This is a genomic window from Pseudomonas sp. J380 (assembly GCF_009827115.1).
Lineage (GTDB): Bacteria > Pseudomonadota > Gammaproteobacteria > Pseudomonadales > Pseudomonadaceae > Aquipseudomonas > Aquipseudomonas paracarnis.
The window spans coordinates 232,147-252,163 of the sequence record NZ_CP043060.1 but is presented as its reverse complement, the minus strand read 5'-3'; the positions used below and the strand labels follow the sequence as shown (position 1 = coordinate 252,163).

Sequence of the window (20,017 nt, the reverse complement as noted above, 5' to 3'; positions counted from 1 at the left end):
TGGAGATTCCTGATGAACAGTCTTGCGCAACCGCTCCAGAGCAATGCCCCGCTGATCAACCGCGACCGCTTGTGGCAGTCACTGATGGACCTGGCCCGGCTCGGCGCCACGGCCAAGGGCGGCGTGTGTCGCCTGGCCCTCACCGACCTGGACCGCCAGGCCCGCGACCTGTTCGTGCAGTGGTGCGAAGCCGCCGGGTGCAGCGTCAGTGTGGATGCCATCGGCAATATTTTCGCGCGGCGCCCTGGACGCAACCCCGCCCTGCCCCCGGTCATGACCGGCAGCCATATCGACACCCAGCCCACCGGCGGCAAGTTCGACGGTTGCTACGGGGTAATGGCCGGGCTGGAAGTGATCCGCACGCTCAATGACTTGCAGATTGAAACCCAGGCACCCATCGAAGTGGTGGTGTGGACCAACGAAGAAGGCTCGCGCTTCCCGCCGTGCATGATGGGCTCCGGGGTATTTGCCGGGAAGTTCGACTTGCAGGAGACTCTCGACAAACTCGACGACCAGGGCCTGTCGGTAGGCAGCGAATTGCAGCGCATCGGCTATGCCGGTTCGCGTGTGGTGCTGGGCCATCCGGTGGGCGCTTATTTCGAGGCGCATATCGAGCAAGGCCCGGTGTTGGAGGACCAGGCGATTACCCTGGGGGTTGTGATGGGCTGCCTGGGCCAGAAGTGGTTCGACCTGACCCTCACCGGCGTCGAGGCGCATGCGGGCCCTACACCCATGCACCTGCGCAAGGATGCCCTGGTGGGTGCTGCCGAGGTGGTCAGCGCGGTCAACCGTATCGCCCATCAGCATCAGCCTCACGCCTGCGGCACCGTCGGCTGCCTTAACCTGCACCCTGGCTCGCGCAACGTGATCCCCGGCCAGGTGCACATGACCATCGACCTGCGTCACCTGCACGCCGACAAGCTGCAAGCCATGGTCGATGAAGTGCGCGCAGTGATCGAAGACGCGGCCGCCCGCCACGGCTTGACGTTTGAACTGACGCCGACTGCCGACTTCCCGCCGCTGGACTTCCACCCGGCCTGCGTCAATGCCGTGCGCGAGGCTGCCCAGGCATTGGGCTTGAGCCATATGGACATTGTCAGCGGCGCCGGGCATGACGCGATCTTCGTCGCTGAACTGGGCCCGGCCGGGATGATCTTTGTGCCGTGCGAAGGCGGCATCAGCCATAACGAAATCGAAAACGCCGCGCCGGATGATCTGGCCGCAGGCTGCGCGGTGTTGCTGCGCGCCATGGTCAACGCGGCGCAGGGAGTTCAAGCATGAGTGAGATCGGCCAATTGACGGCGGTGCAACTGCTGCAACACTTTCGTGACAAGACCTTGTCGCCCGTGGAGGTCACCGAAGACGCGTTGCTGCGCATCGAGCGCTACAACCCGGTGGTGAATGCTTACTGCCATGTCGACCCGCAAGGCGCCCTGGACGCTGCGCGGGCGTCGGAACAACGCTGGTTCAAGGGCGAACCTTGCGGCGCCCTGGATGGCGTGCCGGCGTCGATCAAGGACCTCACGCTGACAGTCGGTATGCCCACGCGCAAAGGCTCACGCACCTCCAGTGCCGAGGGCCCGTGGGACGTGGACGCGCCCTTCTCGGCCTTCATGCGCAAGGCTGGCGCGGTGCTGCTGGGCAAGACCACCACCCCGGAATTCGGCTGGAAAGGCGTGACCGACAACCCGCTGTACGGCATCACCCGCAACCCGTGGGACACGCGCACCACCGCCGGTGGCTCGTCCGGGGGCGCCGCTGCGGCGGCGGCATTGAACCTCGGCGTGCTGCACCAGGGCAGCGACGCCGGCGGCTCGATCCGTATTCCCTGTGCGTTTACCGGCACCTTCGGGATCAAGCCGACGTTCGGCTATGTGCCGCAATGGCCGGCCAGCTCCATGACGATCCTGTCGCACCTGGGGCCGATGACGCGCACCGTGCAAGACAGTGTGCTGATGCTGCAAGCCGTGGCGCGACCGGATGCACGGGACGGCTTGATCGGCGCGCCGCGAACCACGCCCTGGCTCGTTCCAGGGACGGACTTGAAAGGGTTGCGTGTCGCCTATAGCCCCACGTTCGGCTATGTGAAAGTCGACCCGCAAGTTGCCCAGGTGGTGGATCAGGCTGTGCAGGGCCTGGTGCAACTGGGCGCCCATGTCGAGCAGATCGACCCTGGCTTCAGCGACCCGTTGGATGTCTTCAGCACCTTGTGGGCCGCCGGTGCCGCTCGCCTGACCGGCGCGATGAGCCAAGCGCAAAAGCAACTGCTCGACCCCGGGTTGCTACGCATTGCACAACGGGGCGAGCGCTTGAGCCTGGATGATTTCAACGCAGCCCTGGAAGCCCGGGCGGCGCTGGTTGCACGGATGGCAGCTTTCCATGAGCATTACGATGTGCTGGTGTCACCGATGATGCCGATCACCGCGTTCGAAGCCGGGCACAACGTACCGCCGGATTCGGGAATGACTGAGTGGATGGAATGGACGCCGTTCACCTACCCGTTCAACCTCACCCAACAACCGGCGGCGTCAGTGCCCTGCGGGTTGGCGGCAAATGGCTTGCCAGTGGGCTTGCATGTGGTGGGCGCTCGGTTTGCCGATGAGCAGGTACTTAGGGTGTGTCACGTGTATGCACAGGCATTCCCCACAGCGCACTTGCACACACCGAAAATCCCGACCTGAAATACCTACAACTGTGGGAGCTGGCTTGCCTGCGATAGCACAGGTTCAGTCAGCACATTGGCCCCTGACACACCGCCGTCGCAGCTTCTACACAATTTTGTAGGTTGTAGCAGCCAACGGTAACCACGATGCGAAGCGAGCCGCTCTTGATCTTGCTCTTGATCTGCTTTTGATCTTGATCTCAGGCGCCCCGTTAAACCACGCTGGCCGGAATTCGACAGGGATTTGGGGGGTAAACCGGCAGGGATGCCGGTTTAGCCGCCCCGCGCCATGGATGGCGCGTGGCGGCGGCCCCCCAAATCACTGGCGGATTACGGGCACACCGAGCCTAAGCGAGGTGCCGAGTGGTGGGGCAAGAGCGTTTTGCTTACTTTGCCGCTTTTGCAAAGTGAGCCGCCGTCAGGGCGGAACCCTAAGTGGCCGTTACCGCAGCAATGGATATGTACACCATCCAACTGTGTTGACTGCCAGGCCGCCTTCGCGAGCAAGCCCGCTCCCACAGGTTTGACCGCATTCCTTTACACTGTCCCCCATTCATCCCCGGGGGCTTCATGGACATCGAACTGGCACGCACCTTCCTCGAAATCACCCGCTGCGGCAGCCTGGCCGCGGCGGCCGAGAAACTGCACGTCACCCAGACCGCCATCACCGCTCGTGTCAAAAACCTCGAGAACCAGCTCGGCTGCACGCTGTTCGTGCGCAATCGTGCCGGTGCGCGGCTGACCGCCGACGGCGAGGCCTTCGTGGTATATGCCAACCAGTTGCTGCAGACCTGGGAAGCCGCCCGTCGTGACCTGCCATTGCCCGATGGCTATCGCAATGTGCTGCATATCGGCGGTGAAGTCAGCCTGTGCAACCCGTTGATGCTCGGCTGGGCCAAGGCGCTGCGCGAGCACATACCAGGCCACGCGCTGCGCACCGAAGTGCGTGAAGGCGAGTACCTGCTGCGCCAACTGGAGCTGGGTGTGCTCGACGCCGCCTTGGTGTTCCAGCCGCAATACTGGCCCGGCTTGCAGGTGGAGCAGGTGCTGGAAGAAAAACTGATTCTGGTGCAACTGGCGAGCAAACCCTCGCCCTACGTGTATATCGACTGGGGCCAGGGTTTTCGCCAGCAACACGACGCCGCCCTGCCCGACCGTGCGCGTGCCGCGCTGAGTTTCAACCTGGGGCCGCTGGCGTTGCAGTACATCCTGGAGAATGGCGGGGCTGGTTACTTCCGCACGCGGGTGGTGCAGAGCTACCTGGACAGCGGCGTCATGCAGCGCGTGGCCAAGGCGCCGGAATTCAGCTTTCCGACCTACCTGGTGTATTCACGGGCGCGAGATTCAGCGGTGTTGCAGCAGGCCTTGGAACTGCTACGCGAAGTGGTGAAGGCCGAAGGCGACTGGTCGCAACGCTGGGATCCGCTGATTTGAATCACTCTACGCTTGCGCACATGCTAGCCTGCTGGTGTTTACTCTCGCAGTCTTACCGATGAACAAGAAAAAGTCCGTCACCATCAGCGACATTGCCAAACGGGTCGGCATGACCACCATTACGGTGTCCCGCGCTTTGAGCAAACCCGACCTGGTCAAACCCGCCACCCTGGCGCGCATCCTGGAAGTGGCACGCGAGCTGGACTACGTGCCCAACGCCTTCGCCCGTGGGCTAAAGCGCAGTGAAAGCCTGATCATCGGGGTCATCACCGCATCGGTAGACAACCCGTTCTACAGCGAGATGATCAAGGCGATTTCCCGCGAGGCGAAAAAGCACGGCTACACCATCATGCTGGTGGACACCGATGAGCTGGAAGAACTCGAAAGCAAGGCGGTCGATACCCTGCTGGGCTATCGCGTGGCGGGGATCATCCTGTCGCCGGTCTCCGACGAGCCAAGCTACCAGCCCGACTACCTGGAGCGCCTGGGCAACGGCAAGACCCCGGTGGTGCTGCTCGATCGCACGATCCACGACAGCCCGTTCAGCCGCGTGGTGCTCGACAACTACCACAGCGGCCTGCAAGCCGCGCACTACCTGTTACGCCAAACCCCGAACCTCAAGCGCCTGCTGGTGCTGACCGGCCCCGAGCACTCGCGTATCAGCGTGGAACGCCTCAAAGGCCTGCGGGAAGTGCTGGCCGCACACCCCGACATTCAGGTCGAGGTGCAAGCGGGCGACTACACGCTGATGCCGGCTTACCTGCATACCCTCGATTACCTGGCCGCGCACTCGGCACCGGACGCGATCATGGGTTTCAACCAGTTGATCACCCTGGGCGCCCTGCGTGCGTTGCGCATGCATAACATCGCCCATGACAGCCTGACCATCTGCGGCATCGACCGCCTGCCCTTCGCCGATATCTTTGGCGTGCCGATTGCCTGCGTGGCCCACGACGCGTCCCTGGCCGGCAGCAGTGCGGTGCGCCTGCTGCTTGATCGCCTGCAAGACCCGCACAAGCCACGGGACAAAGTGGTTATCGCCGGGCAGTTGGAAAACGGCTAGCGGCTGGTGTAGCCGCCGTCCACCGGCAGGCTCACGCCACTGATCATGCTCGCCGCGTCGCTAAGCAAAAACAGCACCGGCAGCGCCACTTCCGCCGGTTGCGCAAAACGCCCCAAAGGAATCGCTGCCAGCGCCGGGTCGCGCTTGGCCGGGTCGGACCAGGCCATGGCCGCCATCGGCGTCAAGGTCACGGTGGGGTTGACGCTGTTGACGCGTATGCCAAAACGGCCCCACTCGGCGCATTGCACGCGGGTGATCGCATCCAGTGCAGCCTTGGAGGCGCAGTAGCTCAGGTGATCGTCCAGCGCCACCAACGACGCCTGGCTGGAGACGTTGACGATGCTGCCGGCCATGTTCGCCTCGATCATCTTTGCCGCGACCCGGCTGGCCACTTGCGCAGCGGCGCGGGCGTTGACTTGCATTACCTGGTCGAAGGCGTTGGCGCTGATGGCCGCGGCAGGCTCCAGGCGTGAGATACCGGCGCAGTTGACCAGGCCGTGCAGAGGCGGCAAATCTTGCAGGGTTTTATCGAGGGCGATGCTGTCAGCGATATCCACGCACAAGGTGCGGCACCCCAATGCCGCCAACGCCTGGGCATCGCGACCGAGAGCGAAGACTTCGGCGCCGCTGGCGATCAGTTGCTGGGCAATTTCGCGACCGATGCCGCTGCTGGCACCGGTGACGAGGATGCGCTGGTACGAAAAGTCGAAGGTGGTAGACATAAATAAAGATCTCAAAACCAATGAAGACCCACTGTGGGAGCTGGCTTGCCTGCGATAGCGGAGTGTCAGTCTCCTTATCGGGTGCTGATACACCGCTATCGCAGGCAAGCCAGCTCCCACAGTTTTGGACGGTGTTGAATCAGGTGGCTTGCAGGTTGTGCATGACCGGTTTCAGGGCCGGATACAGCTTCAGGTACTCGGCAAACGCCCGGTCATAGCTCATGACATTCTCCCGCTTGGGCTGCGCCCGCAATTGCAACTGCACCCAACCCGTGTCCATCTGCCCATCACTCACCAACCCCATCGTATGCGCCGCCAACAACGCCGCGCCCAGGGCTGCTTCTACCTCCTGCACGATCGTGTACACCGGGTAGCGTGTGACGTCGGCGATGATCTGCATCCACAGGTCCGAATGGCTCGCCCCGCCCACCACAATCAAGCGCGGGTCCAGGGAATGCGCGCCCTGGCTGCCCGCTTCGATATTGTGGCGCAGGGCAAAACTCACGCCCTCCAGCACCGCGCGGTACAGGTGAAAGCGGCTGTGGTAGAGGTTGAGCCCGACAAAACTGCCGCTGGCGCGGTCATCCCACACCGGGCTGCGCTCGCCCATCAAGTAAGGCAAAAACACCACGCCTTCGCTGCCTGCCGGAATCTTCATCGCGCTCTGCTCCAGCAGCGCCAGGCTGTCTTGCCCCGTGGCCTGGGCCTGCTGTTCTTCGGCCTGGCAGAACTGCTCGCGAAACCAGCTGACCGAGGCCCCGGCGGTGATCGCACCGCCGAAGATGTACAGGTCGCGGTGGCCGTTGTAGACGTGGGGCATGCTCACCAAACCGTGACGTGCATCCACCTGCTGGTTCAGGTAGCCCCAGCACATGCTGGTGCCGATCATCGCCACATGATTGCCTGGCTGAGTGACACCCGCCGCCAGGGTCGCCATGGCCGCGTCCACGCCCCCAGCGAGGATCGGCGTGCCCGCCTGCAAGCCCAGGCGTGCGGCCCAGTCTGCAAGCAAACCACCCACCACCTCGCCGGAATACAGCAACCGCTCGGGCATCATCGACTGCGCGATACCCAACGCCTCCAGCATCTCGCCTGACCAGTTGCGCGCCGCCACGTCGTAGACACCGCCGATATTCCCGGCGCTGCTGTGGTCCACCGCCAACTCGCCGGTCAGGCACCAATTGATGTAGCTGTTGGGCGGCAACAGGTAACGGGTATTCGCCCACACCTGAGGCTGGTGCTGCTTGAGCCAGAGCATCTTGGTGAAGCCGTAGTAGCTGTCCACCGAATTGCCGGTGATGGCGAACAAGCGCTCCAGGTCCACATGCTCACGCACCCAGGCCACCTGCTCGCCGGCGCGGCGGTCCATCCAGATCAGGCACGGGTGCAGCGGCGTCATCTGCGCATCCACGGCAATGCCCGAACCACCGTACAAACTGCTGATGCACAGCGCCTTGACCTGCGGCGCCGGTACCCCGGCCTTGGCCATGCACTGGGCCACGCACGTTTCGACAGCATCCAGCCACACCTGCGGCCACTGCTCGGCCCAGCGCACTTTCGGGGTGTCCACCCGGTAGCCTTGGCTATGCTGGGCGATGATCGTGCCTTGGGCATCCACCAGCAGCGCCTTGGTGCTCTGGGTGCCAATGTCTACACCGATGACGTAGTCCATCTCAGAGCACCGGCTTCAACAGCACCTTGATCGACTTGGTCGAATTGGCCAGTTCAAACGCCTCGGCCCAGTCGTCCAGCGGGAAATCATGGGTGACAATGCCTTGGGAGGTGACCAGGCCACGCTCGAACAGGTCGATGGCGATCGGGTAGCAATACGGGCCCAGGTGCGCGCCGCGCACGTCGAGCTCCTTGCGGTCGCCGATGATCGACCAGTCCACGCTGGTCTCGGCGCCAAACACGCTGAACTCGACAAAGCGCCCGAGCTTGCGGATCAGGTCCAGGCCCTGGGTGACGCCGGCCGGTACGCCCGTGGTTTCGATATAGACGTCGCAGCCGTAGTTGTCCGTCAGCCCGTTGATGATCTCGCGAGCGTTGTCACGGGCGGGGTTGATCACCACATCGGCGCCGAATTTTTTCGCCAGCTCCAGGCGTTCATCGACCATGTCGATCACCACCAGCTTCTTCGGGGTCTTCAGCGCGGCGACCTGGACCATGCACAGGCCCAGGGTGCCCGCGCCGGCAATCACCACCACGTCGTCGAGCTGGATATCGCCACGGTTGACGGTATGGATCGAGCAGGCCATCGGCTCCACCAGCGCCGAGTCTTCCAGGGACACCGACTCAGGGATCTTGTGCACGATGGCGGTCTTGGGAATGCGCATGTATTGGGCCATGCCGCCTTCGGCCACTTCGCGCTGGAAGCCGAAGATGTTGTGCACTTCGCACATCCAGTATTTGCCTGATTTGCAGAAGCGGCACTTGCCACACGGCACGATTTGTTCGGCGATGACCTTGTCACCGACCTTGACCTCAAAGTGCTCCTCGGCGCCCTCGCCGGCTTCGACCACGTAGCCGAAAAATTCGTGGCCCGGTACTACCGGCGCCTTGACCCAGGGGTTGTCGCCGCCCCAGAACATCGCAGCGCCCGAGTGGCACTTGCAGTCACTGGCGCAGATGCCGCAGGCGGCGATACGGATCACCAGCTCATTGGCACGCGCCTGGGGTTTGCCGATGCGCTCCAGGCGGTAGTCTTTCGGGCCGTGGCAGACGACGGCTTGCATGTGAGTGTGCTTGTCCATGTGTTCGGTCCTGTGTAGTGAGGTATTAACGATGGCGCTGACGGCTGATGAAAATCGCCAGCAAGATGATCCCGCCCTTGATCACGCTCTGGACGTAGGGCGACACGCCAAGCATGTTCAAACCGTTGTTCAACACGCCCAGCAGCATGGCGCCGAGCAAGGTGCCGATGATCACTCCGCGGCCGCCGGCAATCGACGCACCACCCAGTACCACGGCGGCAATCGCATCCAGCTCGAACGACACGCCGGCATTCGGCTGGCCGCTCATCAAGCGCGAGGTGAGCACCAGCCCGGCAATCGCGGCGGTGAAGCCGCTGATGCCGTACACCAGCAGCTTGAAACGCGCCGCTCGCACCCCGGACAAGCGCACCGCTTCTTCATTGCCGCCGATGGCGTAGATGTAGCGGCCGATGCGAGTGTGTTGCAGCAGCACATAGGCCGCCAGGTAGGTGATCAGCATGATCAGGATCGGCACCTGCAGGCCAAACACACTGGCGCGACCGAAGAACGCGAACCACTCTGGCAAGCCGGAAATCGGGTAGCCGTCGGTGTACATCAGCCCGAACCCGCGGGCGATACCCATGGTCGCCAGGGTGACGATGATCGGCGGCATATGCAGGTACGCCACGAACAGCCCGTTGCCGATGCCGAAGGCCACGCCCACCAGCAGCCCGGCGCCAATCGCCAGGCCCGGCGGCAACCCGGCGACCATCAGCCCGGCGGTCAAGGTGCCGGACAACGCCATCACCGGCCCCACCGACAAGTCGATGCCACCGGTGAGAATCACGCAGGTCATGCCCACCGCGATGATTGCGTTGATCGACACCTGGCGGGCGATGTTGGAGAGATTGCTGGCAGTGAGGAAGGTGTCACTGGCGAGGATCATCACCAGGGTCACCACCACCAGCCCGACAAAGGGATAAAACGCCGGCGAACGCAGCAGCCGCGCCAGGTTCAGGCGCAAGCGGCCGGTGCCGGCGGTGTTAATGGACGTATTCACTTGAGCCCCCTGTTGCATGGCGCATGACCTCTTGAGGATTGACGGCGGACGCTTCCAGTACCTTGACGATGGCGCCCTTGTGGAACACGGCGACGCGGTCGCACATGCCGATGACTTCGGGCAGCTCGGAGGAAATCATGATGATCGCGTAGCCCTGTTCGGTGAGGCTGCGCATCAGCGCGTAGATCTGCGCCTTGGCACCCACGTCGATGCCGCGTGTGGGTTCGTCGAACACCAGCACGTCGCAGTGGTGGTTGATCCAGCGGGCGATCACGACTTTTTGCTGGTTGCCGCCGCTGAGGTTCACCACAAGGCTTTCGCCACTGGGTGCCTTGATCGACAGCTGGCGCATCAGCGCTTCGACGCTGGCGCACTCGCGGACCTTGTCGATCAGGCCCGAGGCGTGCTGATACTTGGGCAAATTGTTCAGCGAGATATTTTCGCGAATGCTGAAGGCGGTGATCAGCCCTTCGCTCTTGCGGCTTTCGGGGAGCAGGCCGATGCCGCAGGCCAGGGCTTGGGCCGGGTCATCGAGGCTGACTTTTTCTCCGCGCAGCCACACGTCTTTGCTCACCGTGGGCAGCGCGCCCATCATGCCCAGGGCCAGCTCGGTGCGGCCCGAGCCCACCAGGCCGGCGAAGCCCAGGATCTCGCCTTTATGCAAATTGAAACGGTTGTGGGGACCGTTGCGCACCAGCTGGATATCCTTGACCTCCAGCAGCAACGGGCCGCGTGCGGTAGTGGGTTTAGGCGGAAAACTGCACTCCAGGCGGCGGCCGACCATCATCTCGACCAGGCGGTCGATGTCGCTGTCGGCCACCTCGGTGACGCCCGCATTGCCGCCGTCGCGAAGCACGCTGATGCGGTCGCAGACCTGGAAAATCTCTTCCAGGTGGTGCGAGATAAAAATCACCGCCACGCCCTGGCGCTTGAGTTCGCGCATGATGCCAAACAGCAACTCGGCCTCACTGGGGGTCAGCGTCGCGGTTGGCTCATCGAGCACCAGCAGGCGTGCGTCCAAAGCCAGTGCCTTGGCGATTTCGACAAACTGCTGCTCGGCCACGCTCAGGTGCTTGACCGCGCAGTGCAGATCGATGCTGACCCCGAGGCGCTCGAACAACGCATGCGCCGCCTCGGCCATTTCGCGCTTGCGCAACAGGCCGAAGCGGTTGCTCAGCTCATGGCCGAGGAAGATGTTTTCTACCGCCGTGAGGTAGGGAATCAGGCTGAATTCCTGGAACACAATGCCAATCCCGGCGGCAATCGCATCCCGATAGGTCGCAAATTTTCGGGCCTGCCCGTCGATAAAAATTTGCCCTTCGTCCTGATGCTCGACCCCGCCTAGAATCTTCATCAGGGTGGATTTTCCCGCGCCATTTTCCCCGAGCAAGGCGTGGATTTCGCCGCGCTCCACTTGCAGGTTGATGGCCTTGAGGGCCTGCACCCCAGGGTAACGCTTACAGATGTTTTCCAGCTTCAGAAGACTGCTCATACCGCCGACCTCGCACTCAGAAGGAAGACCTGGGCCCCACGAACTACGCGGGGCCTGGGGGGGTTACCAGCTGAAGTCCTTGGCCTTGGCCTGGTCGATCAGGGTGATGTCCACCGGCACGCTGGCCGGTACTTGGGCGCCCCACTTCTTGGCCAGGGCGATGCCCAGTGCTAGGCGGATCTGGTCGCGGGGGTATTGGGCCGAGGTGGCGATGAAATGGCTGCCGGGTTTCTGGATCGCCTTGATCGCTTCCGGCGCACCGTCGACGCTGACCAGCTTCACGTCCATACCGCTGGCTTCGATGGCCGACAGCGCGCCGAGAGAGCCATTGTCATTCACGCTGAAAATGCCCTTGAGGGTAGGCTGGGCCTGCAACATGTTTTCGGTGACGGTCAGCGCCTGATCGCGTTCCTGTTTGCCGTTCTGGATGCTGACAATCTTAATGTCCGGGTGCTTGGCCACCGCCTCTTTGCAGCCGCGTACACGTTCGAGGATCGGCACCACGGCGATGCCGTCAAGGATGGCGATATTGCCTTTGTCACCGATGGTTTTAGCCAGATACTCACAGGCCTGGAAACCAGCGTCGAAGTTCTTCGACCCCACGAACGAATCCAACGGGCCATCTGCCTGGGCATCCACCGCCACCACTACGACGCCGGCAGCATGGGCCGACTTGACAGCTGATTGCACACCGACGGAATCAGTGGGGTTGATCAGCAGGATGTCGATGCCCTTTTGCAGCATGTCTTCGACATCACTGACCTGCTTGGACACGTCGTGGCGGGCGTCGGTGATGATCAACTTGGCACCGATGGTCGCGCCGGCTTCTTCCAGGGCGTTTTTCATGGTGACGAAATAGGGGTTGTTGATTTCCTGGAACGAGGCGCCGATGCGGATGGGCTTGGCAGCGTCGGCAAACGCGGGGGTCGCACTGCCCAGGGTGATGCTGGCGACCAGTAAACACAGGGTTTTCGGGAGCATTTTCATGGCGTGGGTCTCTGTTTTGTTTTTATTTTTAGAGCAAATGTTATCGTTAACATTTTGCCAGAAGCTAACAAGTAATTCAGACCTGTGCAAGCCTCCACTGGTCGGTCTCGGGCAAAAACGTGGGAGCTGGCTTGCCCTCCGGTTGTAGGAGCGAGCTTGCTCGCGAAAAACTCACAGGCGCCGCGTTTATTCAGAAGCCCGCGTTATCGTTGACATTTTTCGCGAGCAAGCTCGCTCCTACAGGGGGGATGAGGTGGTCAGTAAAAACTCGCACATCCGCTTACGCCAACTAAGCTCAGCCTCAAATAAAAACACAGCGAGCAGCCGGCCATGCCCCACCCGACCGAGACTTTCCGCGACCGTTACCGCGCAAGCGTCAACCCGCGTTACAACCCCTGGCTGCACGCCGCATTCGTGCTTGGCTACGGCATCGCCTGCATCACGCTGGCCTGGTCCTCCACCGCCGATATCACCGCCCTGCAGTGGCTGACCGTGCCCCTGACCCTGCTGTTCTTCAACCTGTGCATCTACCTCGTGCACCGCCACCTGGGCCATCACAAACATGCATTCGCCCGGCTGTTCTACGCACGCCACACCGGCGATCACCACAGCTTCTTCACCCCTGATCACATGACTTACGACAGCCCCCGGGACTGGCGCGTCATCCTCTTTCCAGCCTGGCTGATCATGCTGCACAGCCTGGCCATCACCCTTCCCGCCTGGTGGCTGCTCAGCCAACTGAGCACCAACGTTGCCGGGTTGTTTGCAGGCTGCATGATCCTTGGCTACCTGCTCTACGAAGTGTTCCATGCCTGCGAACACCTGCCTGCCGAACACCCGGTGGCACGCCTGCCATGGATTCGCCAGATGCACCGCCTGCATGCCTTGCACCACCGTCGCGAGCTGATGCAGGGGCGTAATTTCAACATCGTGCTGCCATTGATGGACTATCTGTTTGGCACTTTGTATTGGGAGCCGCGTTCTCACGATAGCCAGAAATGATCAGGAAAAAGCCACAAAAAAGGGGCAGCCTCTAGAGGCCGCCCCTTCTACTTCACATCACGCTGTCAGTGGATGATGTCCTGAGTGCAGATATGCCCCAGGCTGACGTATTGCACATTCTCACCGCCAACGCCCACACCAGGGAACTCAGCCAGCTCAATGCGCCAGCCACCCTCGTTGTAGGTGGTACGCCACTTGTACGGCACACCAGTGCTGCTGTCGTTGATCACCGTTGTGTAGTCACCGAAGCACGTACCGATATTAGCCGTGGCCTCTGATACACCCGCGCTGTTGGTAGTCGCTTTGTAGTCAACCCAACGGTAGTTCAAGTCGACGAAGTGGTTATCGACGCGCAATACCGGCGTGACCCCCAGCAGCGGCGCGCCGGTGGAGTCCGACCATTGGGTCGACCAGTTCAACAGCCGAGCGGTTTGCGTGGCCAGCCACACTTCCGTCACCCGCACGATGTTGTCACCTTTGACACTGCTGGTGTTCAAGCGCGGTGTGGAACCCAGGCTCAGTTGGTAATACTTGCTCGGGTCCTGCGCCACCGCCGGGTTGGCCCGTACACGCACCTTCACCGTGGTGCCCGGCGCGACGCTCGGGTAGGTCGAGGTAGAACCGGCCGGCACGGTGACCCAGTTGGCGCCATCAAAGCGGTCGAAGATCCACTGGTTTCGGCTGCCGTTCTCGTCGCCCGCCAGGTACATGCTCACGCTTTGGCCACGGACCGCCGTGAAGTCGAAGTAATCGACATCGTTGGCGCTGTCGAGATTGCCGCTGACCTTGTTCATCGAATCGGGCAATACGAACGCGGTTTGCGCGCTGTCGTTGGGCTCGAACGCGTCGATGTTGCTGTCCACCGCCACGCCGAAACTGAACTGCGCGTTATCGGCGACCTTGGCCACCATGTACCAGTAGTAGTCGCCTGCCGGCAGCACACCGTTGAGGTATTCATCGGCATTGCCTGCGGCATCCGACGAACCGACCACACTCAGGTTGCCCTGGCCGTCATCCTGAAACAGGGTCAGCGACATATCCGCGCCTGCACTCTGGTTGACCAGTTGCACCTGCACTCGTGCGTTCTGCGGCAGGTTGAAGTGGTAGGCAAACTCGTTACCGGCCTGCACCGCATCGACGGTGTAAAGCGTGTTGATATCCAGGGTTGGAAACAGCGGTTCAAACGCCGCGATAGCCGCACCTTTCAACGCGCCTTGCGCCGGCTTTTTCAACTCACTCACCACGCTGTCGAACGGCTCGGACTTGAGGGATCGGGTCACGGCCTTGGACTGACCAGACTTGGCCACCAGCAGTTTTTTCTTGAGTTCGGTCGAAACCTTCGAGGCGTCCAGCTTGCCGCCGGACTTGAGCGCTTTGTTCACGGCCTGCTTGACCGCTTCGGCACTGAGTTTCGCAGGCGCTTGATCAGCCAGGGCAAAGGCCGAAACGAAGCAGGAGGCCATCATGGCCGCGCCTAGCATAAAGGCTTTTTTCGATTTCATTTTTTATCCATCCATAGTTAAAAAATTGAAGCTCAGGTAACCGGTGACATCCGGTCACCTGGGATGGACTGTAGGATAAGACTGTATGCATGTACAGTATTTTTTTTGAAAAGCCTGTACGAGTATTACCCGTCGAGTCGTAGGGCAAAACTACCCTGCTATACCCCCTAATACCCCGTCATCTCCAAATACCCCACCCCACCCTCAAACCGCACCGGCCCTTCCCAGTACGGTATACCCAGGTCCATCCACGCCTTCGGGTTGACGGCCTCGGTGGTGATGTCCAGCTGTTTGCCGGGAATTTTCAGCGACCAGCGTGTGGGAATGTTGCGCCCGTCGATGGCCGTGGTGGTCAGCGGTGTGAGTTGGATATCGCTGTTGTGCAAGGTCTCGGTGTGGCCCTGGGCGTCGATCCAGGTGCCGGTGAGGTAACCGTCGCTGTCTTTCTGCCGCACGCGAAACAGCATCAGCTGCGCGCCGCGGTCCAGATGCAGGGAGAACCAGTCCCAGCCGGTCTGGCTGGCGGCAAGGGGTTGGCTGCTCCATTCGCGGTCGAGCCAGGCTGGGCCGCTGACCTGGTAGGTGTGGCCGTCGAGGTTGACGCTGCCGCTGGCGGTGAAAAACGGCTGGCTGTAGTAGTACGACGCCTGGCCCTGGTCGGATTTGCGGCTGTAGCCATGGTCGCCTTGCAGCACCAGCGGGCGGCTGGAAGTCAGGTGCAGGTCGTAGGCAAATTGCGCGCCACTGGCCTTGAGTTGCATGTCAGCCAGGGGGCTGGCGGCGCCGGGGCGGGTGGCGAAGTTCCAGTCGTCGATCCAGGCGTTGAACGGCTCTGCCTGAGCCCCCGCCTGGCCGACGCCACCCCGGGCCAGGCGTTCGGCGGCGTAGTGGCGGGTGGCGGAGGTGACGGCGGCGTGGCCGAGCCACACGGTTGAATCGCGCCAGCCCGGTTGGACGGGGCCGGCCTTCAATGCGTTGCGAAACAGCGTCCATTGCACGCCGAAGACATTGCCCTGGGCATCCTTGAGGTTGGCCGTGACGTACCACCATTCGATACGAAAGCCGTCGTGGGGCCCGTGGTCCTCGGGAAAACTGAAGACTTTGCCGGGCACCACCTGGGCAAAGTCCGCCGCATCGCTGCCCAGCCCGGCGAAACTGTCCTCGGGTGCGGGCGCCTGGTCGCAGCCGCTCAGCAGTAACCAGGCGATGCACGCCAATGCCTTAATCTTCATGGGCGAACGTCCTCAACAAATCCGCCGGACGGCTGCGGTACAACTGCCATAAGGGCCAGGCCGACGCGAGCAAGGTGGCAAGCATCGCCAGCCCCAGCAATTGCGCAAGCTGCCCGGGGAATACCTGCAGCGGCAGGCGCCAGCCGAAGGCCTGCACGTTGATCACCGCATCCAGGCACCACGCCAGCAACAGCCCCAGCGGCAACGCCAGGATCAACGTGAGTACCGCCAGCAGCCAGGTCTGGCCGAGGTTGAGCAGCATCAATTGTCGGCGAGTCACGCCCAGCGCCCACAACGGCGCGAGTTGGCCGAGTCGGCTTTGGCTCTGGGTCAGCAGGCTGATGAACAGCGCCACGCCAGCGACGCCAAGGGTCAGGCTGTTCAACGCGGCGGTGGCAGCGAAGGTGCGTTCGAAGACCTGGCTGGACCACCCCTTGAGTTGCTGTTGGTCGACGATGCGGCTGTCTTCCAGGGCGAACTCACGCTGCACTTCACGGATCAGCGACGGCACGTCGGCAGGCGCTACCCGCAGGTTGAAGCGTGCCGGTGAGAGCGTCGGCCAATGCGCCAACAGGTGCCGGGCATTGACCAGCAGATGGCCCTTGGGGTTGCCGTAGTCGGCGTAGATGCCGACGATCTTCGGCGCCCAGGTGCCCTGCGGGGTGGGGATGGAAACCGTGTCGCCCAGTTGCACCTTCAGGCGTCGCGCCAGTTGTTCGCTGAGCATCAGGCTGTCGTCTTGCAGCAAGCGGTCCCAGGGCGCGTCCACTGCCTCCAGCAACGGCCAGTGTTGACGATAAGTGGGGTTGTCGACCACGCCGAACACCTCGGCGGGCCAGCCTTGCAGTTGCACCGATACCTGCCAGGCGGGCAATACGGCCTGCACCAGGGGTTGGCGGGTCAACCACGTCTTCAGTTGCTCGGCCTGCTGCGGATTTTGCGGGTTGAGGTACAGCTCGGCGGTGAGGCGTTGCTCCAGCCAATGGGTGAAGGTCTGGCGAAAGCCCGAGGTCATGGAGCCGGCGCCGATATTCGCCGCCAGGGCCAACAGCAACGCCATCAGCGCCAGGCTCAAGGCCGGCAGTTGCTGGCGGCAATCGGCCAGGAACCACTGGCCCAGTACCGAGCGACTACGCCCCAGCACGGCTTTCAATAACCCGTTGAGCAGCACCGGTAATGCCAACGCCGCGCCCAACAGCAAGGCCGCCATCAGCACAAACCCGGCGGCCAGGCTATCGCCCAGCCACAGCGCCAATAACGCGATCGCCAGGGCCGCGGACGCCACCCACCCCTGGCGCCGCAGCCAGCGCCCATGGGCTTGATGCCAGGCTTGGGCGTTGGCCAGCGCCAGTAACGGCAAACGCGCTGCGCGCCACAGGCTGCTGGCTCCGGCGAGCAACGCGCCGAGCAGGCTCACGCCCAGGCCGGCCAGCCACCACCAGGGGCTCAAGTTCAATTGGCCGGCGACTTCGGCGCCGTACAGGCCGCGCAAACTGGCGGCGACATCCGGCAGCAACAGGCTGGCCAGCAGGTAGCCGCTGGCGATACCGAGCACACCGCTCAACACCGCCAAAGCGCCCAATTCGACGCCCAGGCTCAGGATCAGCATGCGTGCGCTGACTCCACAAGCGCGCAAGGTTCGCAGCAGGCCACGGCGCTGTTCCAGGGCCAGGCCGATGGCCGCATGCACGATAAACAGCCCCACCACAAAGGATAAAAAACCCACCGCATCCAGGTTCAGGTGAAAGCTTTCGGTGAGGCGTGACAGGTTGCTGTCCTCGCCCTGCTTGAGTTGCAACGCGGCGGGTGGCGTGGGGTGGTGGGCGGCGAAGGTGTTGTCCAACAGTAGGCGCGACAGGCGCCCAGGCATGTTAAGCAGGGGTTGGGCAAAGCCGATATCGGTCAGCAGCAGGCCGGGCGCCATATCGGCCTGTACCTGCAACGGTGGCAGGCGTTGCCCGGTGGACGTCAGCGGCTGCTCGCCCGCCTGCAACCCCAGCGCCTCTAACGTTTGCGCAGCGACCCAGGTACGCCCCGGCGGCTCGAAAAACGCCAGCATCTGCGCCTGGCTCAAGCGTTGCCCCGCCACGCTGCCGCTGCCGGGTAACGACACCGGGTCGATGCCCATCAGTTGCAGACGCTGCTGCTCACGCCCCTGGAGCACCACCCGCCCCTGCACCACCGGGGATACCGGCCAGCCGGCGCGGCGCAGCTCGGCAAACAGTGCCTGGGGGAAACTGGCGGCGTCCGGCGCAACCAGGCTGGCTTGGGGTTCGCCACCGATCAATTGGCTGGCACGTGCGTAGCTGTCCCGCGCCTGGCTGTTGAGGGCCTGCACGCCGGTCAGTAGCGCGGTGGCCAGCCACAGGCCGGTGAGCACGCTGAAAAATTGCACCGGATGACGCCGCCAGTGGCTCAGCAACGCGCGCAGCGTCCAGTAAAACAGCGCCATCTCAGCGAGCGTCCATCGGCACGACACGCCCACGGTGCAGCACCACTTGCCGGTCAAGCCGTGCGGCCAGGCGCGGGCTGTGGGTGACCATCAGCAGGCTGGTGGGGCTGTCCCGCAGCAGGTCCAACAGCAGTTGCAGCACTTCATCGCTGGTGGCTTCGTCGAGGTTGCCGGTGGGTTCGTCAGCCAGCAACAAACCCGGCCGCGAGGCCAGCGCCCGCCCGACGGCAACCCGTTGCTGCTGGCCACCGGAGAGTTGCTCGGGGTAACGCCGGAGCAAGTCGCCCAGCCCCAGGCGCTCCACCAATTGCGCTTGCCAGTGCGGGTCGAAACGCCCCGCCAGCCGCGCCTGGAACGCCAGGTTGTCTTCCACGCGCAAGCTGCCGATGAGGTTGAACTGCTGGAAGACCAGACCGATTTGCGTGCGGCGCCAATGGGCCAGTTGCCCTTCGTTGAGTTGGTCAAGGCGTTGCTCGCCGATGCGGATGCTGCCAGCGTCCACTCGGTCCAACCCAGCCACCAGGTGCAGCAAGGTGCTTTTGCCACTGCCCGATTCGCCCATCAGCGCCAGGCTGCTGCGTTCACCCAGGTGCAGGTCGACGCCAGCCAGAACGGTCAGCGGGCCTTGCGGGGTCGCGTAGTTTTTAACAACACCTTGCACCTGCAACATAAGAACGCTCATCTGAAGGACCAGCAATGAGAATAACGGCTGACGCTGCTGCCCACGCAAATTTTTCACATGGATTTCACCGTCTGCCCATCCACCGAACTTTAAAGTGCCCGCCAACTCGTGGTAAGCCACAACTTATTAGTTAATCCAAGTGACACTCTTAACATGCAAGTGTTCAGCAAAAAGACAGCGGTGCTGTGACAGTCTCCTGCCTCACCAAGGGCAACTGCCCAGTCGTGCAGCCTTTTTATAAACACAATAAACAGTGCCGAGGATGAACCGCGTGGCAGACATGATCCTGGCCAATCCCCAACCCAAAAGGTCAAGGTTAAAACGCCTGAGAAAATACCGCCTGCACCTGCTTGGCATCAGCGTTACCGCCTTGTTGTTGACGGGTTTTTTATTCTGGCCCAGCTCGCCCCTGGACCTGGGCGTGGGCAATCGCCTGGTGACCTCCGGGGTGCTCGCCAGTTGGCGTGAGGGTGAGCTGGTGGTGCTGGTGCGCCATGAGGAGCGCTGCGACCGCTCGGCCAACCCCTGCTTCGGCCCTGCCGATGGCCTGACCATCAACGGCACTGAACGCGCCGTTGAACTGGGCAAAGCCTTTGATTCATTGGGCATGGCTCTGACCGACGTGCTCAGCAGCCCCACCACGCGAACCGCCCAGACGTCACTGTTCATGTTCGGCAAGACCGAGCTGTCCCCCGGCCCGCTGGCCATCTGCGGCGACGCCATGGGCGGTGAAATCCTCGGCCACAAACAGCCGGGACGCAACCTGATGCTGATCACCCACAGCGCCTGCATGAGCGACTTCCAGACCAGCCTCGGCTTCCCTCACGCAGCCGCTGCAGAGTACGGCAGCGCACTGTTCGTCAAGGTGCTGCCCAACGGCACCTTCAAGGCCATGGGCACCATGAACAGCGAAGAGTGGACCGCCGCACTTAAACAACTTTAATTACACTTGTTTACATATTAAGCCTTGAGACGTTCAGCAAAATGACAGCCCCACTCTGGCATGTTTAGCCGCGCCTGTTAGTTATGCTCTC

At 62.6% G+C, this 20,017-nt stretch carries 16 protein-coding genes; 6 read left to right on the top strand and 10 right to left on the bottom strand.

Going from position 1 to position 20,017, the window contains the following annotated elements; all coding sequences use genetic code 11:
* Positions 1-12 precede the first annotated feature (12 nt).
* The 4 genes from FXO12_RS01395 to FXO12_RS01380 all read left to right on the top strand — a co-directional run bounded on the left by FXO12_RS01395 (position 13) and on the right by FXO12_RS01380 (position 5,159).
* A complete protein-coding gene (locus tag FXO12_RS01395) occupies positions 13-1,281 on the top strand; it encodes a Zn-dependent hydrolase (protein ID WP_057974974.1) in 1,269 nt (422 codons plus the stop codon).
* Positions 1,278-2,681: an amidase gene (locus FXO12_RS01390; protein WP_057974975.1), complete on the top strand. Its 1,404-nt coding sequence runs from the start codon at positions 1,278-1,280 to the stop codon at positions 2,679-2,681. Before FXO12_RS01395 ends, FXO12_RS01390 begins: the two co-directional genes overlap by 4 nt.
* A 551-nt stretch (positions 2,682-3,232) precedes the next feature.
* On the top strand, positions 3,233-4,096 hold the full coding sequence (locus FXO12_RS01385) for a LysR family transcriptional regulator (protein ID WP_057974976.1): 864 nt from the start codon (positions 3,233-3,235) through the stop codon (positions 4,094-4,096).
* 58 nt (positions 4,097-4,154) lie between these two features.
* Positions 4,155-5,159, top strand: a complete 1,005-nt coding sequence (locus FXO12_RS01380; protein WP_034128167.1) for a LacI family DNA-binding transcriptional regulator — start codon at positions 4,155-4,157, stop codon at positions 5,157-5,159.
* Here the strand turns inward: FXO12_RS01380 and FXO12_RS01375 are convergent.
* From FXO12_RS01375 to FXO12_RS01350, 6 genes are all read right to left on the bottom strand, one after another.
* Positions 5,156-5,881, bottom strand: a complete 726-nt coding sequence (locus FXO12_RS01375; protein WP_057974977.1) for an SDR family oxidoreductase — start codon at positions 5,879-5,881, stop codon at positions 5,156-5,158. The two genes, FXO12_RS01380 and FXO12_RS01375, sit on opposite strands and share 4 nt — an antisense overlap.
* Positions 5,882-6,020: 139 nt before the next feature.
* Positions 6,021-7,553: an FGGY-family carbohydrate kinase gene (locus FXO12_RS01370; protein WP_057974978.1), complete on the bottom strand. Its 1,533-nt coding sequence runs from the start codon at positions 7,551-7,553 to the stop codon at positions 6,021-6,023.
* 1 nt (position 7,554) lies between these two features.
* On the bottom strand, positions 7,555-8,634 hold the full coding sequence (locus FXO12_RS01365; protein ID WP_034128169.1) for an alcohol dehydrogenase catalytic domain-containing protein: 1,080 nt from the start codon (positions 8,632-8,634) through the stop codon (positions 7,555-7,557).
* 25 nt (positions 8,635-8,659) lie between these two features.
* On the bottom strand, positions 8,660-9,652 hold the full coding sequence (locus FXO12_RS01360; RefSeq protein WP_054897444.1) for an ABC transporter permease: 993 nt from the start codon (positions 9,650-9,652) through the stop codon (positions 8,660-8,662).
* Positions 9,618-11,126, bottom strand: coding sequence for a sugar ABC transporter ATP-binding protein (locus tag FXO12_RS01355; RefSeq protein WP_057974979.1), 1,509 nt, complete (start codon positions 11,124-11,126; stop codon positions 9,618-9,620). The genes FXO12_RS01360 and FXO12_RS01355 overlap by 35 nt, the downstream gene beginning before the upstream one ends.
* 63 nt (positions 11,127-11,189) lie before the next feature.
* The gene (locus FXO12_RS01350) at positions 11,190-12,113 is read right to left on the bottom strand and encodes a substrate-binding domain-containing protein (RefSeq protein WP_057974980.1); all 924 of its coding nucleotides are present in this window, start codon (positions 12,111-12,113) and stop codon (positions 11,190-11,192) included.
* Between the two features lie 330 nt (positions 12,114-12,443).
* On the opposite strand from FXO12_RS01350, the gene FXO12_RS01345 reads away from it, so the two are divergent.
* On the top strand, positions 12,444-13,115 hold the full coding sequence (locus FXO12_RS01345; RefSeq protein WP_057974981.1) for a sterol desaturase family protein: 672 nt from the start codon (positions 12,444-12,446) through the stop codon (positions 13,113-13,115).
* 65 nt (positions 13,116-13,180) lie between these two features.
* On the opposite strand, the gene FXO12_RS01340 is transcribed toward FXO12_RS01345, so the two are convergent.
* From FXO12_RS01340 to FXO12_RS01325, 4 genes are all read right to left on the bottom strand, one after another.
* Positions 13,181-14,617, bottom strand: a complete 1,437-nt coding sequence (locus FXO12_RS01340) for a hypothetical protein (protein WP_054897425.1) — start codon at positions 14,615-14,617, stop codon at positions 13,181-13,183.
* 167 nt (positions 14,618-14,784) lie between these two features.
* Complete coding sequence (locus tag FXO12_RS01335) at positions 14,785-15,849, bottom strand: lipocalin-like domain-containing protein (protein ID WP_054897424.1); 1,065 nt, start codon at positions 15,847-15,849, stop codon at positions 14,785-14,787.
* The gene (locus FXO12_RS01330) at positions 15,839-18,301 is read right to left on the bottom strand and encodes an FtsX-like permease family protein (RefSeq protein WP_057974982.1); all 2,463 of its coding nucleotides are present in this window, start codon (positions 18,299-18,301) and stop codon (positions 15,839-15,841) included. Before FXO12_RS01330 ends, FXO12_RS01335 begins: the two co-directional genes overlap by 11 nt.
* Before the next feature lies 1 nt (position 18,302).
* Positions 18,303-18,971, bottom strand: a complete 669-nt coding sequence (locus FXO12_RS01325; RefSeq protein ID WP_020301318.1) for an ABC transporter ATP-binding protein — start codon at positions 18,969-18,971, stop codon at positions 18,303-18,305.
* 274 nt (positions 18,972-19,245) lie between these two features.
* Between FXO12_RS01325 and FXO12_RS01320 the strand changes: the two genes are divergently transcribed.
* Positions 19,246-19,926 (top strand): histidine phosphatase family protein, encoded by a 681-nt coding sequence (locus FXO12_RS01320; protein ID WP_034128177.1) that lies wholly within the window; start codon positions 19,246-19,248, stop codon positions 19,924-19,926.
* Positions 19,927-20,017 lie beyond the last annotated feature (91 nt).